At 64.6% G+C, this 14,024-nt stretch carries 16 protein-coding genes, 1 tRNA gene and 1 pseudogene; 10 read left to right on the top strand and 8 right to left on the bottom strand.

From position 1 onward, the window contains the following. Position 1 precedes the first annotated feature (1 nt). On the bottom strand, positions 2-1,132 hold the full coding sequence (locus ACVMB0_RS31170) for a M20/M25/M40 family metallo-hydrolase (RefSeq protein ID WP_456754019.1): 1,131 nt from the start codon (positions 1,130-1,132) through the stop codon (positions 2-4). A gap of 266 nt (positions 1,133-1,398) precedes the next feature. Here ACVMB0_RS31170 and ACVMB0_RS31165 point away from each other — a divergent pair, with 266 nt between their 5' ends. Continuing rightward, positions 1,399-3,018 carry an ABC transporter substrate-binding protein gene (locus ACVMB0_RS31165; RefSeq protein ID WP_461348664.1) on the top strand — a complete coding sequence of 540 codons (1,620 nt, stop codon included), beginning with the start codon at positions 1,399-1,401 and terminating at the stop codon, positions 3,016-3,018. Between the two features lie 61 nt (positions 3,019-3,079). Here the strand turns inward: ACVMB0_RS31165 and ACVMB0_RS31160 are convergent, their stop codons facing one another. Further along, a complete protein-coding gene (locus ACVMB0_RS31160) occupies positions 3,080-3,358 on the bottom strand; it encodes a hypothetical protein (protein WP_456754021.1) in 279 nt (92 codons plus the stop codon). Positions 3,359-3,639: 281 nt separating this feature from the next. On the opposite strand from ACVMB0_RS31160, the gene ACVMB0_RS31155 reads away from it, so the two are divergent. Beyond that, positions 3,640-3,927 carry a PilZ domain-containing protein gene (locus ACVMB0_RS31155; protein WP_461348663.1) on the top strand — a complete coding sequence of 96 codons (288 nt, stop codon included), beginning with the start codon at positions 3,640-3,642 and terminating at the stop codon, positions 3,925-3,927. Between the two features lie 74 nt (positions 3,928-4,001). Here ACVMB0_RS31155 and ACVMB0_RS31150 read toward each other — a convergent pair. Beyond that, positions 4,002-4,088 (bottom strand) — tRNA-Leu (locus ACVMB0_RS31150). 225 nt (positions 4,089-4,313) lie between these two features. Between ACVMB0_RS31150 and ACVMB0_RS31145 the strand changes: the two genes are divergently transcribed. Continuing rightward, complete coding sequence (locus ACVMB0_RS31145; RefSeq protein ID WP_461348662.1) at positions 4,314-4,745, top strand: twin-arginine translocation pathway signal; 432 nt, start codon at positions 4,314-4,316, stop codon at positions 4,743-4,745. A 41-nt stretch (positions 4,746-4,786) separates the two neighbouring features. On the opposite strand, the gene ACVMB0_RS31140 is transcribed toward ACVMB0_RS31145, so the two are convergent. Beyond that, complete coding sequence (locus tag ACVMB0_RS31140) at positions 4,787-5,989, bottom strand: FAD-dependent monooxygenase (RefSeq protein ID WP_461348661.1); 1,203 nt, start codon at positions 5,987-5,989, stop codon at positions 4,787-4,789. Positions 5,990-5,996: 7 nt separating this feature from the next. After that, a complete protein-coding gene (locus ACVMB0_RS31135; RefSeq protein WP_021077734.1) occupies positions 5,997-6,242 on the bottom strand; it encodes a zinc-finger domain-containing protein in 246 nt (81 codons plus the stop codon). A gap of 246 nt (positions 6,243-6,488) precedes the next feature. Here ACVMB0_RS31135 and ACVMB0_RS31130 point away from each other — a divergent pair, with 246 nt between their 5' ends. Then, positions 6,489-7,622 (top strand): hypothetical protein, encoded by a 1,134-nt coding sequence (locus tag ACVMB0_RS31130; RefSeq protein WP_461348660.1) that lies wholly within the window; start codon positions 6,489-6,491, stop codon positions 7,620-7,622. 84 nt (positions 7,623-7,706) lie between these two features. Then, the gene (locus tag ACVMB0_RS31125; RefSeq protein WP_456797899.1) at positions 7,707-8,459 is read left to right on the top strand and encodes an alpha/beta fold hydrolase; all 753 of its coding nucleotides are present in this window, start codon (positions 7,707-7,709) and stop codon (positions 8,457-8,459) included. Between the two features lie 15 nt (positions 8,460-8,474). Here the strand turns inward: ACVMB0_RS31125 and ACVMB0_RS31120 are convergent. Then, positions 8,475-9,845: pseudogene (locus ACVMB0_RS31120) on the bottom strand (hypothetical protein); the annotation flags it as partial. 196 nt (positions 9,846-10,041) lie between these two features. Between ACVMB0_RS31120 and cysE the strand changes: the two are divergent. Continuing rightward, positions 10,042-10,869 carry a serine O-acetyltransferase gene (cysE, locus tag ACVMB0_RS31115; RefSeq protein WP_456754026.1) on the top strand — a complete coding sequence of 276 codons (828 nt, stop codon included), beginning with the start codon at positions 10,042-10,044 and terminating at the stop codon, positions 10,867-10,869. A 137-nt stretch (positions 10,870-11,006) separates the two neighbouring features. Further along, complete coding sequence (locus ACVMB0_RS31110) at positions 11,007-11,219, top strand: DUF3126 family protein (protein WP_021077729.1); 213 nt, start codon at positions 11,007-11,009, stop codon at positions 11,217-11,219. Between the two features lie 78 nt (positions 11,220-11,297). Here ACVMB0_RS31110 and ACVMB0_RS31105 read toward each other — a convergent pair whose 3' ends face one another. Continuing rightward, positions 11,298-12,008, bottom strand: coding sequence for a hypothetical protein (locus ACVMB0_RS31105; protein WP_461349743.1), 711 nt, complete (start codon positions 12,006-12,008; stop codon positions 11,298-11,300). Between the two features lie 220 nt (positions 12,009-12,228). Between ACVMB0_RS31105 and ACVMB0_RS31100 the strand changes: the two genes are divergently transcribed. After that, positions 12,229-12,558 carry a DUF6949 family protein gene (locus ACVMB0_RS31100; protein ID WP_456754027.1) on the top strand — a complete coding sequence of 110 codons (330 nt, stop codon included), beginning with the start codon at positions 12,229-12,231 and terminating at the stop codon, positions 12,556-12,558. A 191-nt stretch (positions 12,559-12,749) separates the two neighbouring features. Then, positions 12,750-13,280, top strand: coding sequence for a gamma carbonic anhydrase family protein (locus tag ACVMB0_RS31095; protein WP_456754028.1), 531 nt, complete (start codon positions 12,750-12,752; stop codon positions 13,278-13,280). Between the two features lie 4 nt (positions 13,281-13,284). Here ACVMB0_RS31095 and ACVMB0_RS31090 read toward each other — a convergent pair whose 3' ends face one another. Then, the gene (locus ACVMB0_RS31090) at positions 13,285-13,536 is read right to left on the bottom strand and encodes a hypothetical protein (protein WP_461348659.1); all 252 of its coding nucleotides are present in this window, start codon (positions 13,534-13,536) and stop codon (positions 13,285-13,287) included. A gap of 87 nt (positions 13,537-13,623) precedes the next feature. On the opposite strand from ACVMB0_RS31090, the gene ACVMB0_RS31085 reads away from it, so the two are divergent. After that, positions 13,624-13,938: a hypothetical protein gene (locus tag ACVMB0_RS31085; RefSeq protein WP_461348658.1), complete on the top strand. Its 315-nt coding sequence runs from the start codon at positions 13,624-13,626 to the stop codon at positions 13,936-13,938. The last annotated feature ends 86 nt before the right edge of the window (positions 13,939-14,024 follow it).

The raw sequence follows: 14,024 nt of genomic DNA, 5'->3' as shown, positions 1-14,024 counted from the left end.
ATCAGTCCAGCGTCGCCAGCAGCGCCGCCATCAGGCGGCCGCGCTCGGCCAGGCTGTCGACCTCGATATGCTCGTTGAGCGTATGTGCATCGGCGCCGCGAACGCCGAGACCATCGAGCGTGGGGATGCCCATCGCACCGGTGAAGTTGCCGTCCGATCCACCGCCGGCGCTGCCGTGCGGAAGATCGAGGCCCATCCCGGCCGCAAGGCCCTTTGCCTTTTCGTATAGAGCCATGGTGCCGGCATCCGGCTCCCACACCGGGCGCGTGACGCCGCGCGTCACCTTGAAGGTTACGTCGTTGGCGGTGCCGGACAGCGCCAGCATGCGTTCGACGCCGCGATCGAGATCGGCCTGCCGCTTGGCCATGCTGAGCGCTTCGCCGGTGCAGGTCGTGGCGACGCAATTGACCCACTGGCCGCCATGCACGATGCCGACCGAGAAGGTGCAGTCCTCGGTGGTCATGCCGTCGATGGCGATGATTTGACGGGCCATTTCGCGGATCGCGGAGCGGCCGGAGGACAGCGTCGCGCCGGCATGGCTCGGCTTGCCGGTGGCTTCCAGATTGAAGCGCGCGATCGCGTAGCGGCCGGTGACGACACCGTTGTTCGGCCGGCCGGGCTCCGGCACCAGCACATATTTGTTGCGCGCGGCTTCCGCCTCGATGATGTCGCGCGTCGACGGTGTGCCGACCTCTTCATCGGGTGTGAACAGCACGGTGATCGGCAACGGCGTCGTGAAGGACGCGCGGGCCAATTGCCTGATGGCCTCGATCGACAGATAGTTGCCGCCCTTCATGTCGAAGATGCCGGGCCCGAAGCATTTGTTGCCTTCGCGGCGCCATTTGAGCTTCTCAATGGTGCCGACCGGGTGCACGGTGTCGAGATGGCCTGATATCAGGATGCCGGGCTGACCCTGCTTCGGATGCGGAAAGCGGGCGCGGACGCAGCCGGCAAAGCCCTGGCGTCCGGCGATGCGTTCGATCGTCGCACCCATGACCGCCATCTCGCGCGCGGCGAGATCGAGCATGCGCTCGACCGCAGCCGCGTCCCAGGTCGGGCTCTCGCATTCCACCCAGCTGCGCAGGCCCTGCAGCATCGCTTCGGAGTCAAAGGGGAGATTGGCGGGGTTCATCGTTGTTCTCTCTTGTTGTTCTGACGGCGCCGGCATCGCGCGGCGCTCACGAAAATCTCCGCCGACGATTTTGTAAAGCCAAAATCCGGCCCGCGGCCTCATTCGTTTGTGTACGTCCGATCCGGATCGAAACCGATTGACGCGCTTGGCGCTTGGTGCAAGTCTCGATTTCACAAGCCATACAGCATGTTAGTTCGCCTAAATAACGGACCGCATGCATAACGAATAAGCCGGCTTTGACCAGTTACACGTCAGGAGAGATTTGCATGTTCCCTATCTCGCGTTGGAAACGCCGCACGCTCGCGGCTGCGTTGTCGGCGCTTGCGCTGTCATTCGCACCGCAGGAATTGTCGTTTGCGCCGCAGGCGATGGCCGCGGACAAGACCATCACCGCGGTGATGCATTCGGACCTGCGCGTCATCGATCCGATTCTAACCACAGCCTATATCACGCGCGACCACGGCTACATGATCTACGACACGCTGCTGGCGACGGATGCCAACTTCAAGATCCAGCCGCAGATGGCGGACTGGAAGGTCTCCGACGACAAGCTCACCTACACGTTCACGCTGCGCGACGGCCTGAAGTGGCACGATGGAGCGCCGGTGACGGCCGAAGACTGCGTCGCTTCGCTGAAGCGCTGGGCCAAGGTCGACGGCATGGGCCAGAAGCTGATGGACTTCACGGCGAGCATCGAAGCCACCGACGCAAAGACGATCACGCTGAAGCTGAAGGAACCCTACGGCCTCGTGCTGGAGTCGATCGGCAAGCCGTCGTCGCGCGTCGCGTTCATGATGCCGAAGCGGCTGGCCGAAACGCCGCCGGACAAGCCGATTCCGGAGCAGATCGGTTCGGGCCCTTTCAAGTTCGTGCAGGCTGAATTCCAGCCGGGCGTGAAGGCGGTCTACGTCAAGAACAAGGATTACGTGCCGCGTAAGGAGCCGGCAAGCTGGACCGCGGGCGGCAAGGTGGTGAAGGTCGACCGCGTCGAGTGGGTCACGATGGCCGACGCCCAGACCGCGATGAATGCGCTGCAGTCCGGCGATATTGATTTCCTGGAGAACCCGTCGCTTGACACGCTATCGGTCCTGGAAGCCGACAAGGACATCAAGATCGATACGCTGAACAAGGCCGGTTTCCAGACGCTGGGCCGCATGAACTTCCTCTACCCGCCCTTCGACAACATCAAGGTTCGCCAGGCGGCACTGTTGGCGATCAACCAGAAGCAGGTGCTCGACGCGCTGATCGGCAATCCCAAATATTACAAGACCTGCGTCGCGTTCTTCATCTGTGATACTCCGTTCGCGACCGATGTCGGCGGCGAGACGTTGTTGAAGGGCGGCGACATGGCGGCGGCCAAGAAGGCGCTCGCCGAGTCGGGCTATGACGGCACGCCCGTCGTCATCATGGCGCCCGGCGACGTCACCACGCTCAAGGCGCAGCCGATTGTCGTCGCCCAGCAGCTGCGCGACGCCGGCTTCAAAGTCGACCTGCAAGCGACCGACTGGCAGACTGTCGTGACCCGCCGCGCCAGCCAGAAGCCGCCGAAGGAGGGCGGCTGGAACATGTTCTTCACCAACTGGGTCAGCGCCGACGTCTCCAACCCGATCGCCAATCTCTCGATTGGCGGGCAGGGCAAGAATGGCGGCTGGTTCGGCTGGGCCGAGGACGCCAAGATCGAGAAGCTGAAGGATGCCTTCGTTCGCGCGTCTTCGCTCGACGAGCAGAAGAAGATCGCGGCCGATATTCAGAAGGAAGCCTACGAGCAGGTCATCTACATTCCGCTCGGCCAGTATCAGGGACCGAGCGCCTGGCGGAAGTCGCTGACCGGCGTGCTCGACGGCCCGGCAACGCCGATCTTCTGGAACATCGACAAGTCCGAGTAAGCCTCGGCTCGACGCAAAACAAATGGCCGGGGCTCGTCCCGGCCATTTTTCTTTGCGACAGCTAATTGGCGTGGCCTGATCTCACGCCGCTCGGACTGGACAAGCTGGTGAGCTGCGTCTGCCCGGTGCCGGCGCCGTTGATCCAGACTGCGGCCCCCGCGGCAAGTGCCAGCAATCCGTACACCATGATCACGCCGCGAATCCATCGCCGGTAGATCGCGCGCTCGTCGGGCGTTGCGTCACGGAATTGCTGTACATTGAGCCCGTTGCTGCAATGGGCCGCGTCGTCACCGTGTTCGAGATTGGAGGCGCCATGATCGCGCGCCTTTGCAATCGCCATCGCCGATCTCCGGGCAAAATTGATGTCGAAATGCCGCGGCCACGACATGCGCGGCCGGAATTTCCAATGCGCGAAGGCTACACCCCGTGGCGATCGCGGCGTGTGAACCCCGCCACAATCGGACAACACGATGAGGTGATGCGAGCATCGCAATACCGCATGTGCCTGCGCAGGCGGTTTGGCCACAGCATTGGCATGCCAGCTCTGCTGGACGCGCCTTAAGGTTCTCGTCAGTATTGCGCCGTAACGTGACAGTCTGTGTACGTACCCCCGACCGGTTCATGGCCGACGACCCCACCAGGCTCGCACCAGCCAACGCGCACCAGCCAATGCCAACCGACGAGCGGCGTGCCGGCTCGCGTCGGCGCGTCCTCAAGTCGGGGGCGATCGAATTCGGCAGCGAGGCGATCCCCTGCACGGTCCGCAATCTCTCGCCTCAAGGCGCTTGCATCGAGGTCAACTCGCCGCTGTGGTTTCCCGATCGCTTCGTCCTCGCCATCGACGCCGAGCGCCACAGCTGCCGGGTGATGTGGAAGAAGGAGCGGCGGATCGGACTGGGGTTTGATTGATGCCGGCGGGCAGCCATCGCTGACGAAGAAGTTGCCGGGCTTGCCAAGCCGTAGCTCGCGAAGCGAGCGAAGGCTGGTGCGGGCGGTGGGACTCGAACCCACACGACGTTGCCATCGAGGGATTTTAAGTCCCTTGCGTCTACCAGTTCCGCCACGTCCGCGTTGCGCCAGGCGCGCGGATTTCTAGCGCGTTTGGGCGCGGAGTGGAATTGTCATTATCCGGTGCTAACAGGTGAGCTTTCAAAGGCTTAAGCTTGCGGCCTGCGATTCCATTTGCGTCGGCCGCGCCGCATTGGGATAAGCAGCGCGCCGCCGCGATTGAGCCTCAATCCGGACACCGGTGGCTGCTTTAGGCAATCTCAACACTGTCCGACTAAGAAAGCCGAATGTCCGTTCGTTTCCCAAGCCGCCCAAATCCGTTGCGCTCGGCAGCCATCGTTACGCTGCTCGTCTCGGCCGCGGCGGTTTCCGGCTGCGCGCAGATCGGCGACAATGTGCCGTCGGCGTTTGCCGATCCCGCCAAATACGAACTGTATGACTGCAAGCAGCTCGAGGCCGAGCGCACGGGCCTCAAGTCCCGTGCGACGGAGCAGGAAAGGCTGATGGCCAAGGCGGAGACCGGCGTCGGCGGTACCGTGGTCTCGGAGATGGTCTATCGCAACGAGCTGATCTCGATCCACTCCCAGCAGAAGCTTGCGGAAGAGGCCTGGCGCAAGGGCAAGTGCCACGAAGCCCCGCCGGACACCCCGCCGGCCGCGCCCGCAGCCCCCACGCCGGCGCCGAAGGGCCCGCGCGCACCGCGCAGTCTCGTTCACTGAGATCGGCGCTTCGGGCGCGTCGGCGCGCAGGGCACGATCGCTCAGGCGCGCCAGTCGTAGATCCAGTCCTGCCGCGCCAGCATGCGCTCCGGTCCGATGGCGCGGATCGCGAGATCGCGCGCGATCGCCGCGGCTCCGCTCAAATGATAGATGCGGCCCTGCTGCCGAGCCATGCGCTGCACCCTCGCCACGCGCGCGCGCCGCATCTGCGCGTAGCGCTTCAGCGCGGCGGAAATATTTCCGGTGTTCTCACCGGTGCTGTCGCTCAGCGCCTTGGCGAGCACGGCGGCATCCTCGATCGCCATGCCGGCGCCTTGCGCGGCAAACGGCAACATGGCATGCGCGGCGTCGCCGAGCAGCGTCACCGCGCCTTCGCTCCAGCGGCCGATATGGGGCAGGGTGAACAGCGCCCATTTGCGCCAGCCGTCGACTGCGCCGATCAGCATCCGCGCCGTGGCGGGCCAGCGCGCAGTGGCGAACGCGCGCTTGATCTCGTTGATGTCGCCGGGCGCACTCCAGCCCGGCCGGTTCCAGGTGCCGGACACGATCGCGACCACATTGATCTGGCGTCCGGCCGAGATCGGATAGGCGACGAGATGGGCGTCCGGCCCCATCCACAGCTGCACGCGCGGCGCGGTGTATTCACGTGGCAGGGCGGTTGCGTCCAGCGTGCCGCGCCAGGCGATCAGGCCGGAGAATTGCGGTTGTACATCCGGAAACAAATGTCCGCGCACCGACGACCAGATGCCGTCGGCGCCGATCAGCGCGACGGCCAATTCCTCCTGCCGTGAATTGCCGCGGCGCTGCATGACCGTCAGGCCCTTGGCGTGCTTGGTCACGTCCTCGAACTGGCAGCCGAGCCGCAGCTCGATATCGGGATGGTCGTTGACGGCGGCCTGCAACGCGGCCTGCAAATCGGCGCGGTGGATCACCCAATAGGGCGCGCCGGCGCGGAACTCGGCCGCCTGGCCGAGCGGCATCCGGGCGATCTCGCCGCCGGCCCGCGCGCTCAGGATGGTGACGGATTCAGGCGTGACCGCGCGCCGCGCCAACGGTTCCTTGAGCCCGAGCTCGACCAGGATGCGGCTGGCATTGGGAGAGAGCTGGATGCCGGCGCCGGCTTCCTCGAGCCGCTCGGCCTTCTCCAGCACCACGACGCGAAAGCCTTGTGCCGCCAAGGTCAGCGACGCCGTCAGTCCTCCGATCCCGGCACCGGCAACGATGACGGTTCGCGTCAGCGCCACGGACCGGTCAGGCGACTTTGTCTTTCAGCACGCATTCCGGCGGGCGTGCTTCGCCGGCAGCGAGGTCGGGCGCGAAGCGATAGAGCGTCGAGCAGTACGGGCAGATGATCTCGTTGTCGTTGCCGAGGTCGAGGAACACGTGCGGATGGTCGAACGGAGGATTGGCGCCCACGCACATGAACTCCTGCGATCCGATCTCGATCACCGAGACACCGGCATCGTTATGGAAGTGCGGGACGACGTGGTCGGACATATTCTCACCTTGATGGCAACGACGGGCAGACGCAAACAGCATGCGGCATCGCGAAATGCCGCGCACCATACTGGCGGGAACGGTTGATTCCTAGAGCCCCGATGGCTCATTTGCTCATGCAAATTCGACACAATCTTGTCGTCCCAGAGAAGCCCTTCTTTGGTCGGAGCCGTTGTGTCTCAAAAACGGCACACTATGTCCAAAGCGGCTTGAACAAGGCGAATAAAACTAGAGGTTTTCAGCGGGATGAACGGGGTGCGCCTCAGTTTCGCGGTGGTCGGCCTGGCGGCAAGCGCCGCCGTCGGCGCAGCCATTTGGCCGCATGCCCGTGACGCCGGCACCGTGCTCGCTGTGCGGGACGATCCCGCGGCGCTTGCCGACATCAGGCTCAATTCCGTTCTGCGCAACAACCCGGCGTTGATCTCGGACAATATCGAGGCGGCACTCGCCGCAGGCGACGCTGACCTTGCGGTGAGCTTCGTCGCGCTCGCGGGCGACAAGAACATCGCGCTCAGTGACGAACTCACCAAGCGTGTCGATGATGCGCGCGCCGAGCAATCATCCACCACGCATTTCGCCAAGGGATTCGCCACCGGCCTCGTGACCGGCAATGCCGACGACGTCGCAAGCCTGTCCGGCACCGTCGCGGGCGACCTGTTCGTGTTCGGCGACGTCAGGGATGTGGTGCGCGAGGGCAAGCACCTCGTGATGGGCGAGGACACCGACCAGCTGGTGCTCGGCCTTGCGGCCGCCGGGCTCGCCGTGACCGCGGCGACGTATGTCTCGGTCGGCGGCGCTGCGCCGCTGCGCGCCGGGCTGACGCTGGTCAAGGACACGCGTAAGGCCGGACGGCTGAGCGAGGGCATGATCGCATGGGCCGGTCGCTCGACCCGCGACGTCGTCGACCAGCCGGCGCTGCGCGAGGCGGTCGCCTCCGGCTCGGTGCTGCGGCCGATGGAAACTGCAACCGCGATCCGCGCGGCATTCCGCGCCGAGAAGGCCGGCGCGCTGGTGCGCACCGCCAAGGATGTTGGACGCATTGGTGAGGCGGCCGGGGTTCGCGCGGCGCGGGACACGCTCAAGGTCGCGGAGAACCCACAGGAGATCGCGCGCGCGGCCCGCATCGCCGAGGTGAAGGGTGGGCAGACCCGCGCCATCATCAAGCTGCTCGGCCGCGGCGCGCTGCTGCTCGCGGCCGGTGCATTCGACCTCTCCATGTGGCTGTTCGGCGCGCTGCTTGCGCTGTTCGGCTTGCTGTCGTCGATCAAGGCCACCACCGAGCGGACCACCGCGTGGTCGCTCAGACGAAGCAAGGCGTTGCGCCTGAAGCGGCAGATGGCTGCGCAGGCAACGCTGGCGAGTATGCCCGCCCAAGGGTAGGGTTGCCGGTCGCCTGTCGATCGCCAATCGAAAATCTCAAGAAACAATCCCAAGAAACAATCCCAAGCAACGACGGAATGCATGATGCCGAGTTTCCACCACGGCGATGTTGAAATTGCCTATATCGACGAAGGCGCAGGCGAACCGATCGTGCTCGTGCACGGCTTTGCCTCGAGCAAGAACGTCAACTGGATCTATCCGACCTGGGTGTCGGATCTCGTCAAGGCCGGCCGTCGCGTCATCGCGCTCGACAATCGCGGCCACGGCGAATCCGCCAAGCTCTACGACGCCGCGCAGTACGAGATCGCGATCATGGCAAGCGACGTGATCGCGCTGATGGATCATCTCGGAATCGCGCGCGCCGACATCATGGGCTATTCGCTGGGCTCGCGGATGACCGCGATCCTGGCGCGCGAACATTCCGATCGGGTGCGCTCGGCGATCCTCGGTGGCATCGGCATCGGGCTGATCGAGGGCGGCGGTCCGGGCGAGAACGTCGCGCTGGCGCTGGAGGCGCCGTCGCTCGATGATGTCACCGATCCGGTCGGCCGCACCTTTCGCGCCTTTGCCGATCAGACCCGTTCCGATCGCCGCGCGCTTGCGGCCTGCCTGCGCGGCTCGCGCCGGCTGATGACGCGCGAGGAGGCCGCTGGGATCGGCGTGCCGGTGCTGATCGCGGTCGGCAGCAAGGATGAGATCGCGGGTTCGGCGTCAGCGCTCGGCCGGGTCATTCCGGGGTCGGAGGTGCTCGACATTCCGAACCGCGATCATATGCGCGCGGTCGGCGACAAGGTCTACAAGACCGGGGTCATCGACTTCCTGTCGCGGCGGAAGTAGTTCGTCGTCGTTCTCGTCATCCCTGGCCAAGGCACGCGCGGCTGCGATCAGCACCACAAAGGTCGCAACCCAGACCAGGCGCGCGCCGTAGCGGTCGTGCGGACCCGAGATCACGCCGCAGACGACGGCATTGCCGAGCAAAGCGAGCGTGACGGTGCCCGCCAGTGCGGTGATGTCGTCGAACCGCCGCTGCCAGAGCCCGCGGCCGAACAGCAGCACGACCAGCAGCATCGAGGCCAGCGCGACCGGCACGTGGATGCGGTTGATCGCGGTGAAGTCGAGATGCCATTTTTGTTGTCGCGCCGCGCGCATCGGCGCGACCTGCGCGGGAATGTAGCGCTCGATGATCCCATAGGTATGCGGGATCCAGCCGTTGGTGCCTTCGCCGGTCGCGACATGCATCAGCTGGTCGGCGGTTGCCTTCAGCGCCGCCGTGGCCTGCCATGCCGGATATTCCGCCAGCGAACGCTGCACGATGTATCCCATCTCGTCGTTCAGTCCCTGGAAGCGGCCGAGCGTGTTGAACATGCTGTGGCCCCACAGGAAGTCGTCGGCGGTCGGCGGCAACTCGTTGCGATAGGGACAGAGCTTCAACTTCTCCTTCGCGCAATGGTCGCGCAGATATTGCGTGACGATGCCATCCTGCAGCATGCGGCCGAAGGCGACGCCGATGCCGCCGGGCGTCCAGGCGAGCTGTCCGGACAGCGCAAAATTAGCCGCCAGCAGCATCGCCGCGCCCGCAACGATGGTTAGGCTGCCTTGCACGAGGCTTGCGACCGGGATGCGCCGGCCGAGCCACGGACGCAGCATCCAGCCGACGCAGCACAGGCCGAGCAGCACCGCGAGCGTCGCGCTGTGGGTTGCGGCCGAGAATGCGGTGAAGCCGAACAGCACCGCTTTCTCCGGCGTCGAGATCCTGTCGCCGCAGAGCACGAGGATGAAGAGCGCGAGCACCGACAGGCCGGCGAAGATGTCGGTCAGCAGCATGCTGGCAAGCCAGGGCAGCGCGGTGGTGGCGATCAGCGCAAGGCTGATCGCGATCAGCCGGACCGGCCGGGCGAGGTCGAGCACGCGCAGCGTCAGCTGCAGGATCCACAGCGTCGCCAGCGTCTGGACACCGAGGTTGAGCCAGAAGCCCGATGTCTCGCCGAGATGGAGGTAGATGCCGAACACGGTGGACCGGCTCGGCACCAGATAGCCCTCATACCAGCGGGCCAGATAGCCGCCGGTATCCCATTGGAGCAGCGGATAGCCGTTCCAGAAGGCAGGGGCGAGCAGGAGGAGGGGGATGGCAATGGTGGCGATCCAGACCGACCGTGCATCGGTCAGGCGGGCGCCCAAACTTCGGGTATTGATGATGTTTCCCCCTTTATTGGGGCTGACCATGCCCAAAACCACACTGGCGACGAAATCCGCCAATAGTTGCAGAAGCACGGCTTGATTTCGGCAAAATCCCGACCAACTCCCCTAGACGCCGGTCCGGGGACGTTCGGCTGGGGTTTACCGTACCGAGCCTTCCCGGGACGCGCTGGGTCCATCGTGCTATAACGCACATCAGAACAACCGAATTGCGAGAGCAGCCATGGCAGTTCATCAGGTCAATCCGCAGGGGGGCAAGCTGGCGGCGCTCGATCCGATCTGGGATCGGATCCGCGGCGAGGCGGAAGACATCCTGCGGCGCGAGCCGGAGCTCGCATCCTTCATCTATGCGACCGTGCTGCATCATGAGCGCCTGGAAGATTCGGTGGTCCATCGCATCGCCGAACGGCTCGATCACGCCGCGCTGTCGGGCGACCTGATCCGCCAGACCTATGGCGAGGCTTTGCGTGACGAGCCCGACATCGGCAACGCCTTCCGCGCCGACCTCGTCGCGGTCTATGACCGCGATCCGGCGACCTCGCGCTTCATCGATCCATTGCTCTACTTCAAGGGCTTCCACGCGTTGCAGACACATCGTCTCGCGCACTGGCTCTATCAGAACGGCCGCAAGGATTTTGCGTTCTACCTGCAGAGCCGCTCGTCGGCGGTGTTCCAGACCGACATCAATCCGGCGGCCCGGATCGGCCGCGGCATCTTTCTCGATCACGCCACCGGTTTCGTCTGCGGCGAGACCGCCGTCATCGACGACGACGTCTCGATCCTGCATGGCGTCACGCTCGGCGGCACCGGCAAGGAGAACGAGGATCGCCATCCGAAGATCCGCCACGGCGTGCTGATCGGCGCCGGCGCCAAGATCCTCGGCAATATCGAGATCGGTCATTGCGCGCGCATCGCGGCGGGCTCCGTCGTGGTCAAGCCTGTTCCGCACAACGTCACGGTCGCGGGCGTGCCGGCGAAAATCGTCGGCGAAGCCGGCTGTGCCGAGCCGTCGCGCACCATGGATCAGATGCTCAACGCGATCGGGCTTTGATTTCGTTCGCTTTCTGATCGGCCGCGCATTTTTGCGTGTGCGCAACATCACGTCGCCAAGCCTGAAAAGGCTCTGGCGATCTTCGGCGTCTCGTCCTAAAACTCCCCCGAAAATCATCGACCCGATTGGAGACGGCCGTGGACGTTCAGGAAGTCAGGAAGCTCGACGCGTATCTGAAGCGCGTGTTCAGCAATCCCAAGATCCGCGTGGTGCCGCGGCCCAAGAAGGACGACTCGGCCGAAGTCTATATCGGCGAGGAGTTCATCGGGGTGCTGTTCGTCGACGACGAGGACGATGATCGCTCGTTCCAGTTCCAGATGGCCATCCTGGAAGAAGATCTGGCCGAGTAAGGGCTGGGCAGCATCAGATCGTCATTGCAGGGACCGACGATCCTTCGATGGACAGGTCGCTCCCCCGCAATGACGGAGTTACCCCTTCGCGCTGTGCATTTGCGCGGAAAGGCGATCCATCGCGGTGGCGATGTCGCGCCATTGTGCGAGCCAGCTGCGCGGAAAGCGGAAGATCAGATCGGCGCCCTCGATGCGCCGTTCACTCAGGCACATGCCGGGCGTCGACGTATCGCGCGTGCAGCGTGCGATCAGCTGCGGCTCGGCCGCGCTGAACAGGTCTTCGCCGCCATAGGGCGTGCCGTCGCGGAACGCACGCGCGGTCAGGCCGTCGTCGGTCGTCGCGCGCTCGTCGAGATAGCGCGGATAGATCGTGCGCACGCGCATGTCGGGCGCGAGTGAATCGTGATGCGCCGAGATCGACACGAAGATCCGGTCGATCGGCTGCACCTTGTCCTCAACGGTATCGGCACTGTAGTGCTTCGGCGCGCTGGGCACCTCCAGTGACGGGTAGAGGAAGCTCAGATCGACGCGCTCCTGCGGCCCGGAATGGCGCTGGATCTTCATGCGCACCGCCATGGTCGGCACGTTGAACAGCGTGCCGCCGACGCTCACCGGCAGCCGCGACGGATCGCTCGCCGGCACGGTGGTGTAGGTCGGCCACAACAGATAGGCGACAAGCGCAATCGCGCTGGCCGCGATGACGGCCGAGGCGATGATCGGAACGAGATGCGCGCGCGGGTTGCGGCGGGTATCGCGGGCGAGATGCTGGGCCGTCGAGAGAAGCGTCATGAACGAGGCAAAGACCAGATCGAGGGTGGCCGAATCATCTGCCGAATATGCCACGTGGCGAGGAATTTCCGTACGATTCCAATGGAATCCCTCAGTGAATGGCCATGCGCAAACACCGCCTCAGACGCGCCCGATTAACCTTTCCTTAAGGATGATGTGGCGGCCGGCGGTCAATTCTGCGAAGCAAGCGTGAGTGGCCCGTAGCGTAGCGGAAGTTCCGATGTCGCCCGATACCCTGAATTCGCTGTTCTCTCTGTTCATCGGCTTCGCGCTCGCCGGCGCACTGGCCAGCGGCTATCAGGCGATGGCGGAGCGCCCGGCAGGCTTCGGCCTGCTGCAGGAGGGCGTGGCGCCGAAGACCTTTGCCGCGGTCCCGTTCCTGGTGTTCGCCGCACCGTTCATCATCATGCGCAACACGCTGCGCGGCGCGCGGATCGAACGCCGCCGCTTCGAGTTCGTGATGATGGCAACCGTCATCTCCGGCTTCTGGAGCCTGATGTCCGGCACCTTCTTCATGATGACGCTGCGCGCTGCGGGCGTGTTCGGCTGACCGGTCACGATCCGCGCCCGGATCGTGGCTGCACTTGCTTGAATCAACATCCGTCGCTGTGCCAAGGTCGTCCGGACGAGAGCTTCGGTTCTGGTTGAATCAGCACACGCAGCTCCGGATTTTCGTTTTGACGCGTTTTCTTCACGCGAACCGGCGTCCACTTCGCTCGAAAACGCTCCAGGGAGACATCCATGGCGATCTACGAACTCGACGGGCAGGGGCCCGATCTTCCCGCTGACGGCAGCACCTTCATCGCCGACAATGCCGTTGTGATCGGCAAGGTCCGCCTCCGGCCGAGAGCGAGCGTCTGGTTCGGCGCGGTCGTGCGCGGCGACAATGAGTGGATCGAGATCGGCGAGGGCTCCAACGTTCAGGACAATTCGACCCTGCACGTCGATCCCGGCTTTCCGCTGACCATCGGCAACAACGTCACGATCGGCCACAATGCGATCGTGCACGGCTGCACGCTGGAAGACGGCGTGTTGATCGGCATGGGATCGATCGTGATGAACGGCGCGCGCATCCGGCGCGGCAGCGTGGTCGGCGCCGGCTCGGTCATCACCGAGGGCAAGGAGTTTCCGGAAAACTCCCTGATCATCGGCGCGCCGGCGCGCGCGGTGCGGACACTCGACGCCGCGCAGGCCGAGGCGCTGTCGCGGCCGGCGAAATCCTACGCGATCAGGGGTCCGCAGTACAAAGCCGGACTGAAGAAGATCGGCTGATCTTTCAGCGCTTGCGGCCCTGCTTGCGTGCGCCTTTCGGTGCTGCGCGTGGCTTCGCTGCTTCCTGCGGCCTCGCTGCCTCCTGAAGTCTTGCGCTCTTGCGCAGCGCATCTCTCAGGTCGATCGGGATACCGTGCTTCTTGAGGAGGTCGGCGAAAGCCTCGTCGGCGAGCTCCTGCAAGGTCGCCATGCGGTCGCGGCCGAGCTGCTTCAGCTTGTCGAACGTGTCGTCGTCGAACTCGATCAGCTTGCGCAATTTGCATTGCTCCCAAACTGTATTGCTCCAGCGCCCCGGGGAACCGGCGTTTTGCGGTCTCGTTGGTATCGGAAAGGGAGCATTGCCATGCACAAATTATCCATCACCACAGCACTCGCGACAATTGCGATTGTGTTGGCGCCCGCGGTTGCCGTCGCCCAGGGGACCGAGAGCGGCGCCGGGACCGGCGGCCCGTCATCGGCCAGCCCGATATCACCGCAGACCACGTCACCGCCAGCCGGGACCAACACTGCCGGCACCGCGCAATCCTCCGGCGGCCCCAACACTGGCAAAGGCATGACCACCGGCTCAGCAACGACGACAGAGAGCGTCGACAAAGCGATCGCTGACGAGAACAAGGAAGTCGATCGTCGGACCAAAGGCATCTGCCGCGGCTGTTAACCTTTGAGGCCGGGACCTTGATGAACACGGGTCGCGCAGAAGTGAGCGCGACATTGCCGCGCGGCCGAAGCCTCGGTCCTACATTG

It is taken from the genome of Bradyrhizobium sp. USDA 4451 (assembly GCF_054822585.1).
The sequence above is the reverse complement of the archived record's forward strand: the minus strand, read 5'-3'. Positions and strand labels throughout refer to the sequence as shown.

What these genes read in the sequence shown, in the direction of transcription:
- ACVMB0_RS31170 (WP_456754019.1), bottom strand. Translation starts at nt 1,132, where the DNA reads ATGAACCCCGCCAATCTCCCCTTTGACTCCGAAGCGATGCTGCAGGGC.
- ACVMB0_RS31165 (WP_461348664.1), top strand. Translation starts at nt 1,399, where the DNA reads ATGTTCCCTATCTCGCGTTGGAAACGCCGCACGCTCGCGGCTGCGTTG.
- ACVMB0_RS31160 (WP_456754021.1), bottom strand. Translation starts at nt 3,358, where the DNA reads ATGGCGATTGCAAAGGCGCGCGATCATGGCGCCTCCAATCTCGAACAC.
- ACVMB0_RS31155 (WP_461348663.1), top strand. Translation starts at nt 3,640, where the DNA reads ATGGCCGACGACCCCACCAGGCTCGCACCAGCCAACGCGCACCAGCCA.
- ACVMB0_RS31145 (WP_461348662.1), top strand. Translation starts at nt 4,314, where the DNA reads ATGTCCGTTCGTTTCCCAAGCCGCCCAAATCCGTTGCGCTCGGCAGCC.
- ACVMB0_RS31135 (WP_021077734.1), bottom strand. Translation starts at nt 6,242, where the DNA reads ATGTCCGACCACGTCGTCCCGCACTTCCATAACGATGCCGGTGTCTCG.
- ACVMB0_RS31130 (WP_461348660.1), top strand. Translation starts at nt 6,489, where the DNA reads ATGAACGGGGTGCGCCTCAGTTTCGCGGTGGTCGGCCTGGCGGCAAGC.
- ACVMB0_RS31125 (WP_456797899.1), top strand. Translation starts at nt 7,707, where the DNA reads ATGCCGAGTTTCCACCACGGCGATGTTGAAATTGCCTATATCGACGAA.
- cysE (WP_456754026.1), top strand. Translation starts at nt 10,042, where the DNA reads ATGGCAGTTCATCAGGTCAATCCGCAGGGGGGCAAGCTGGCGGCGCTC.
- ACVMB0_RS31105 (WP_461349743.1), bottom strand. Translation starts at nt 12,008, where the DNA reads ATGACGCTTCTCTCGACGGCCCAGCATCTCGCCCGCGATACCCGCCGC.
- ACVMB0_RS31100 (WP_456754027.1), top strand. Translation starts at nt 12,229, where the DNA reads ATGTCGCCCGATACCCTGAATTCGCTGTTCTCTCTGTTCATCGGCTTC.
- ACVMB0_RS31095 (WP_456754028.1), top strand. Translation starts at nt 12,750, where the DNA reads ATGGCGATCTACGAACTCGACGGGCAGGGGCCCGATCTTCCCGCTGAC.
- ACVMB0_RS31085 (WP_461348658.1), top strand. Translation starts at nt 13,624, where the DNA reads ATGCACAAATTATCCATCACCACAGCACTCGCGACAATTGCGATTGTG.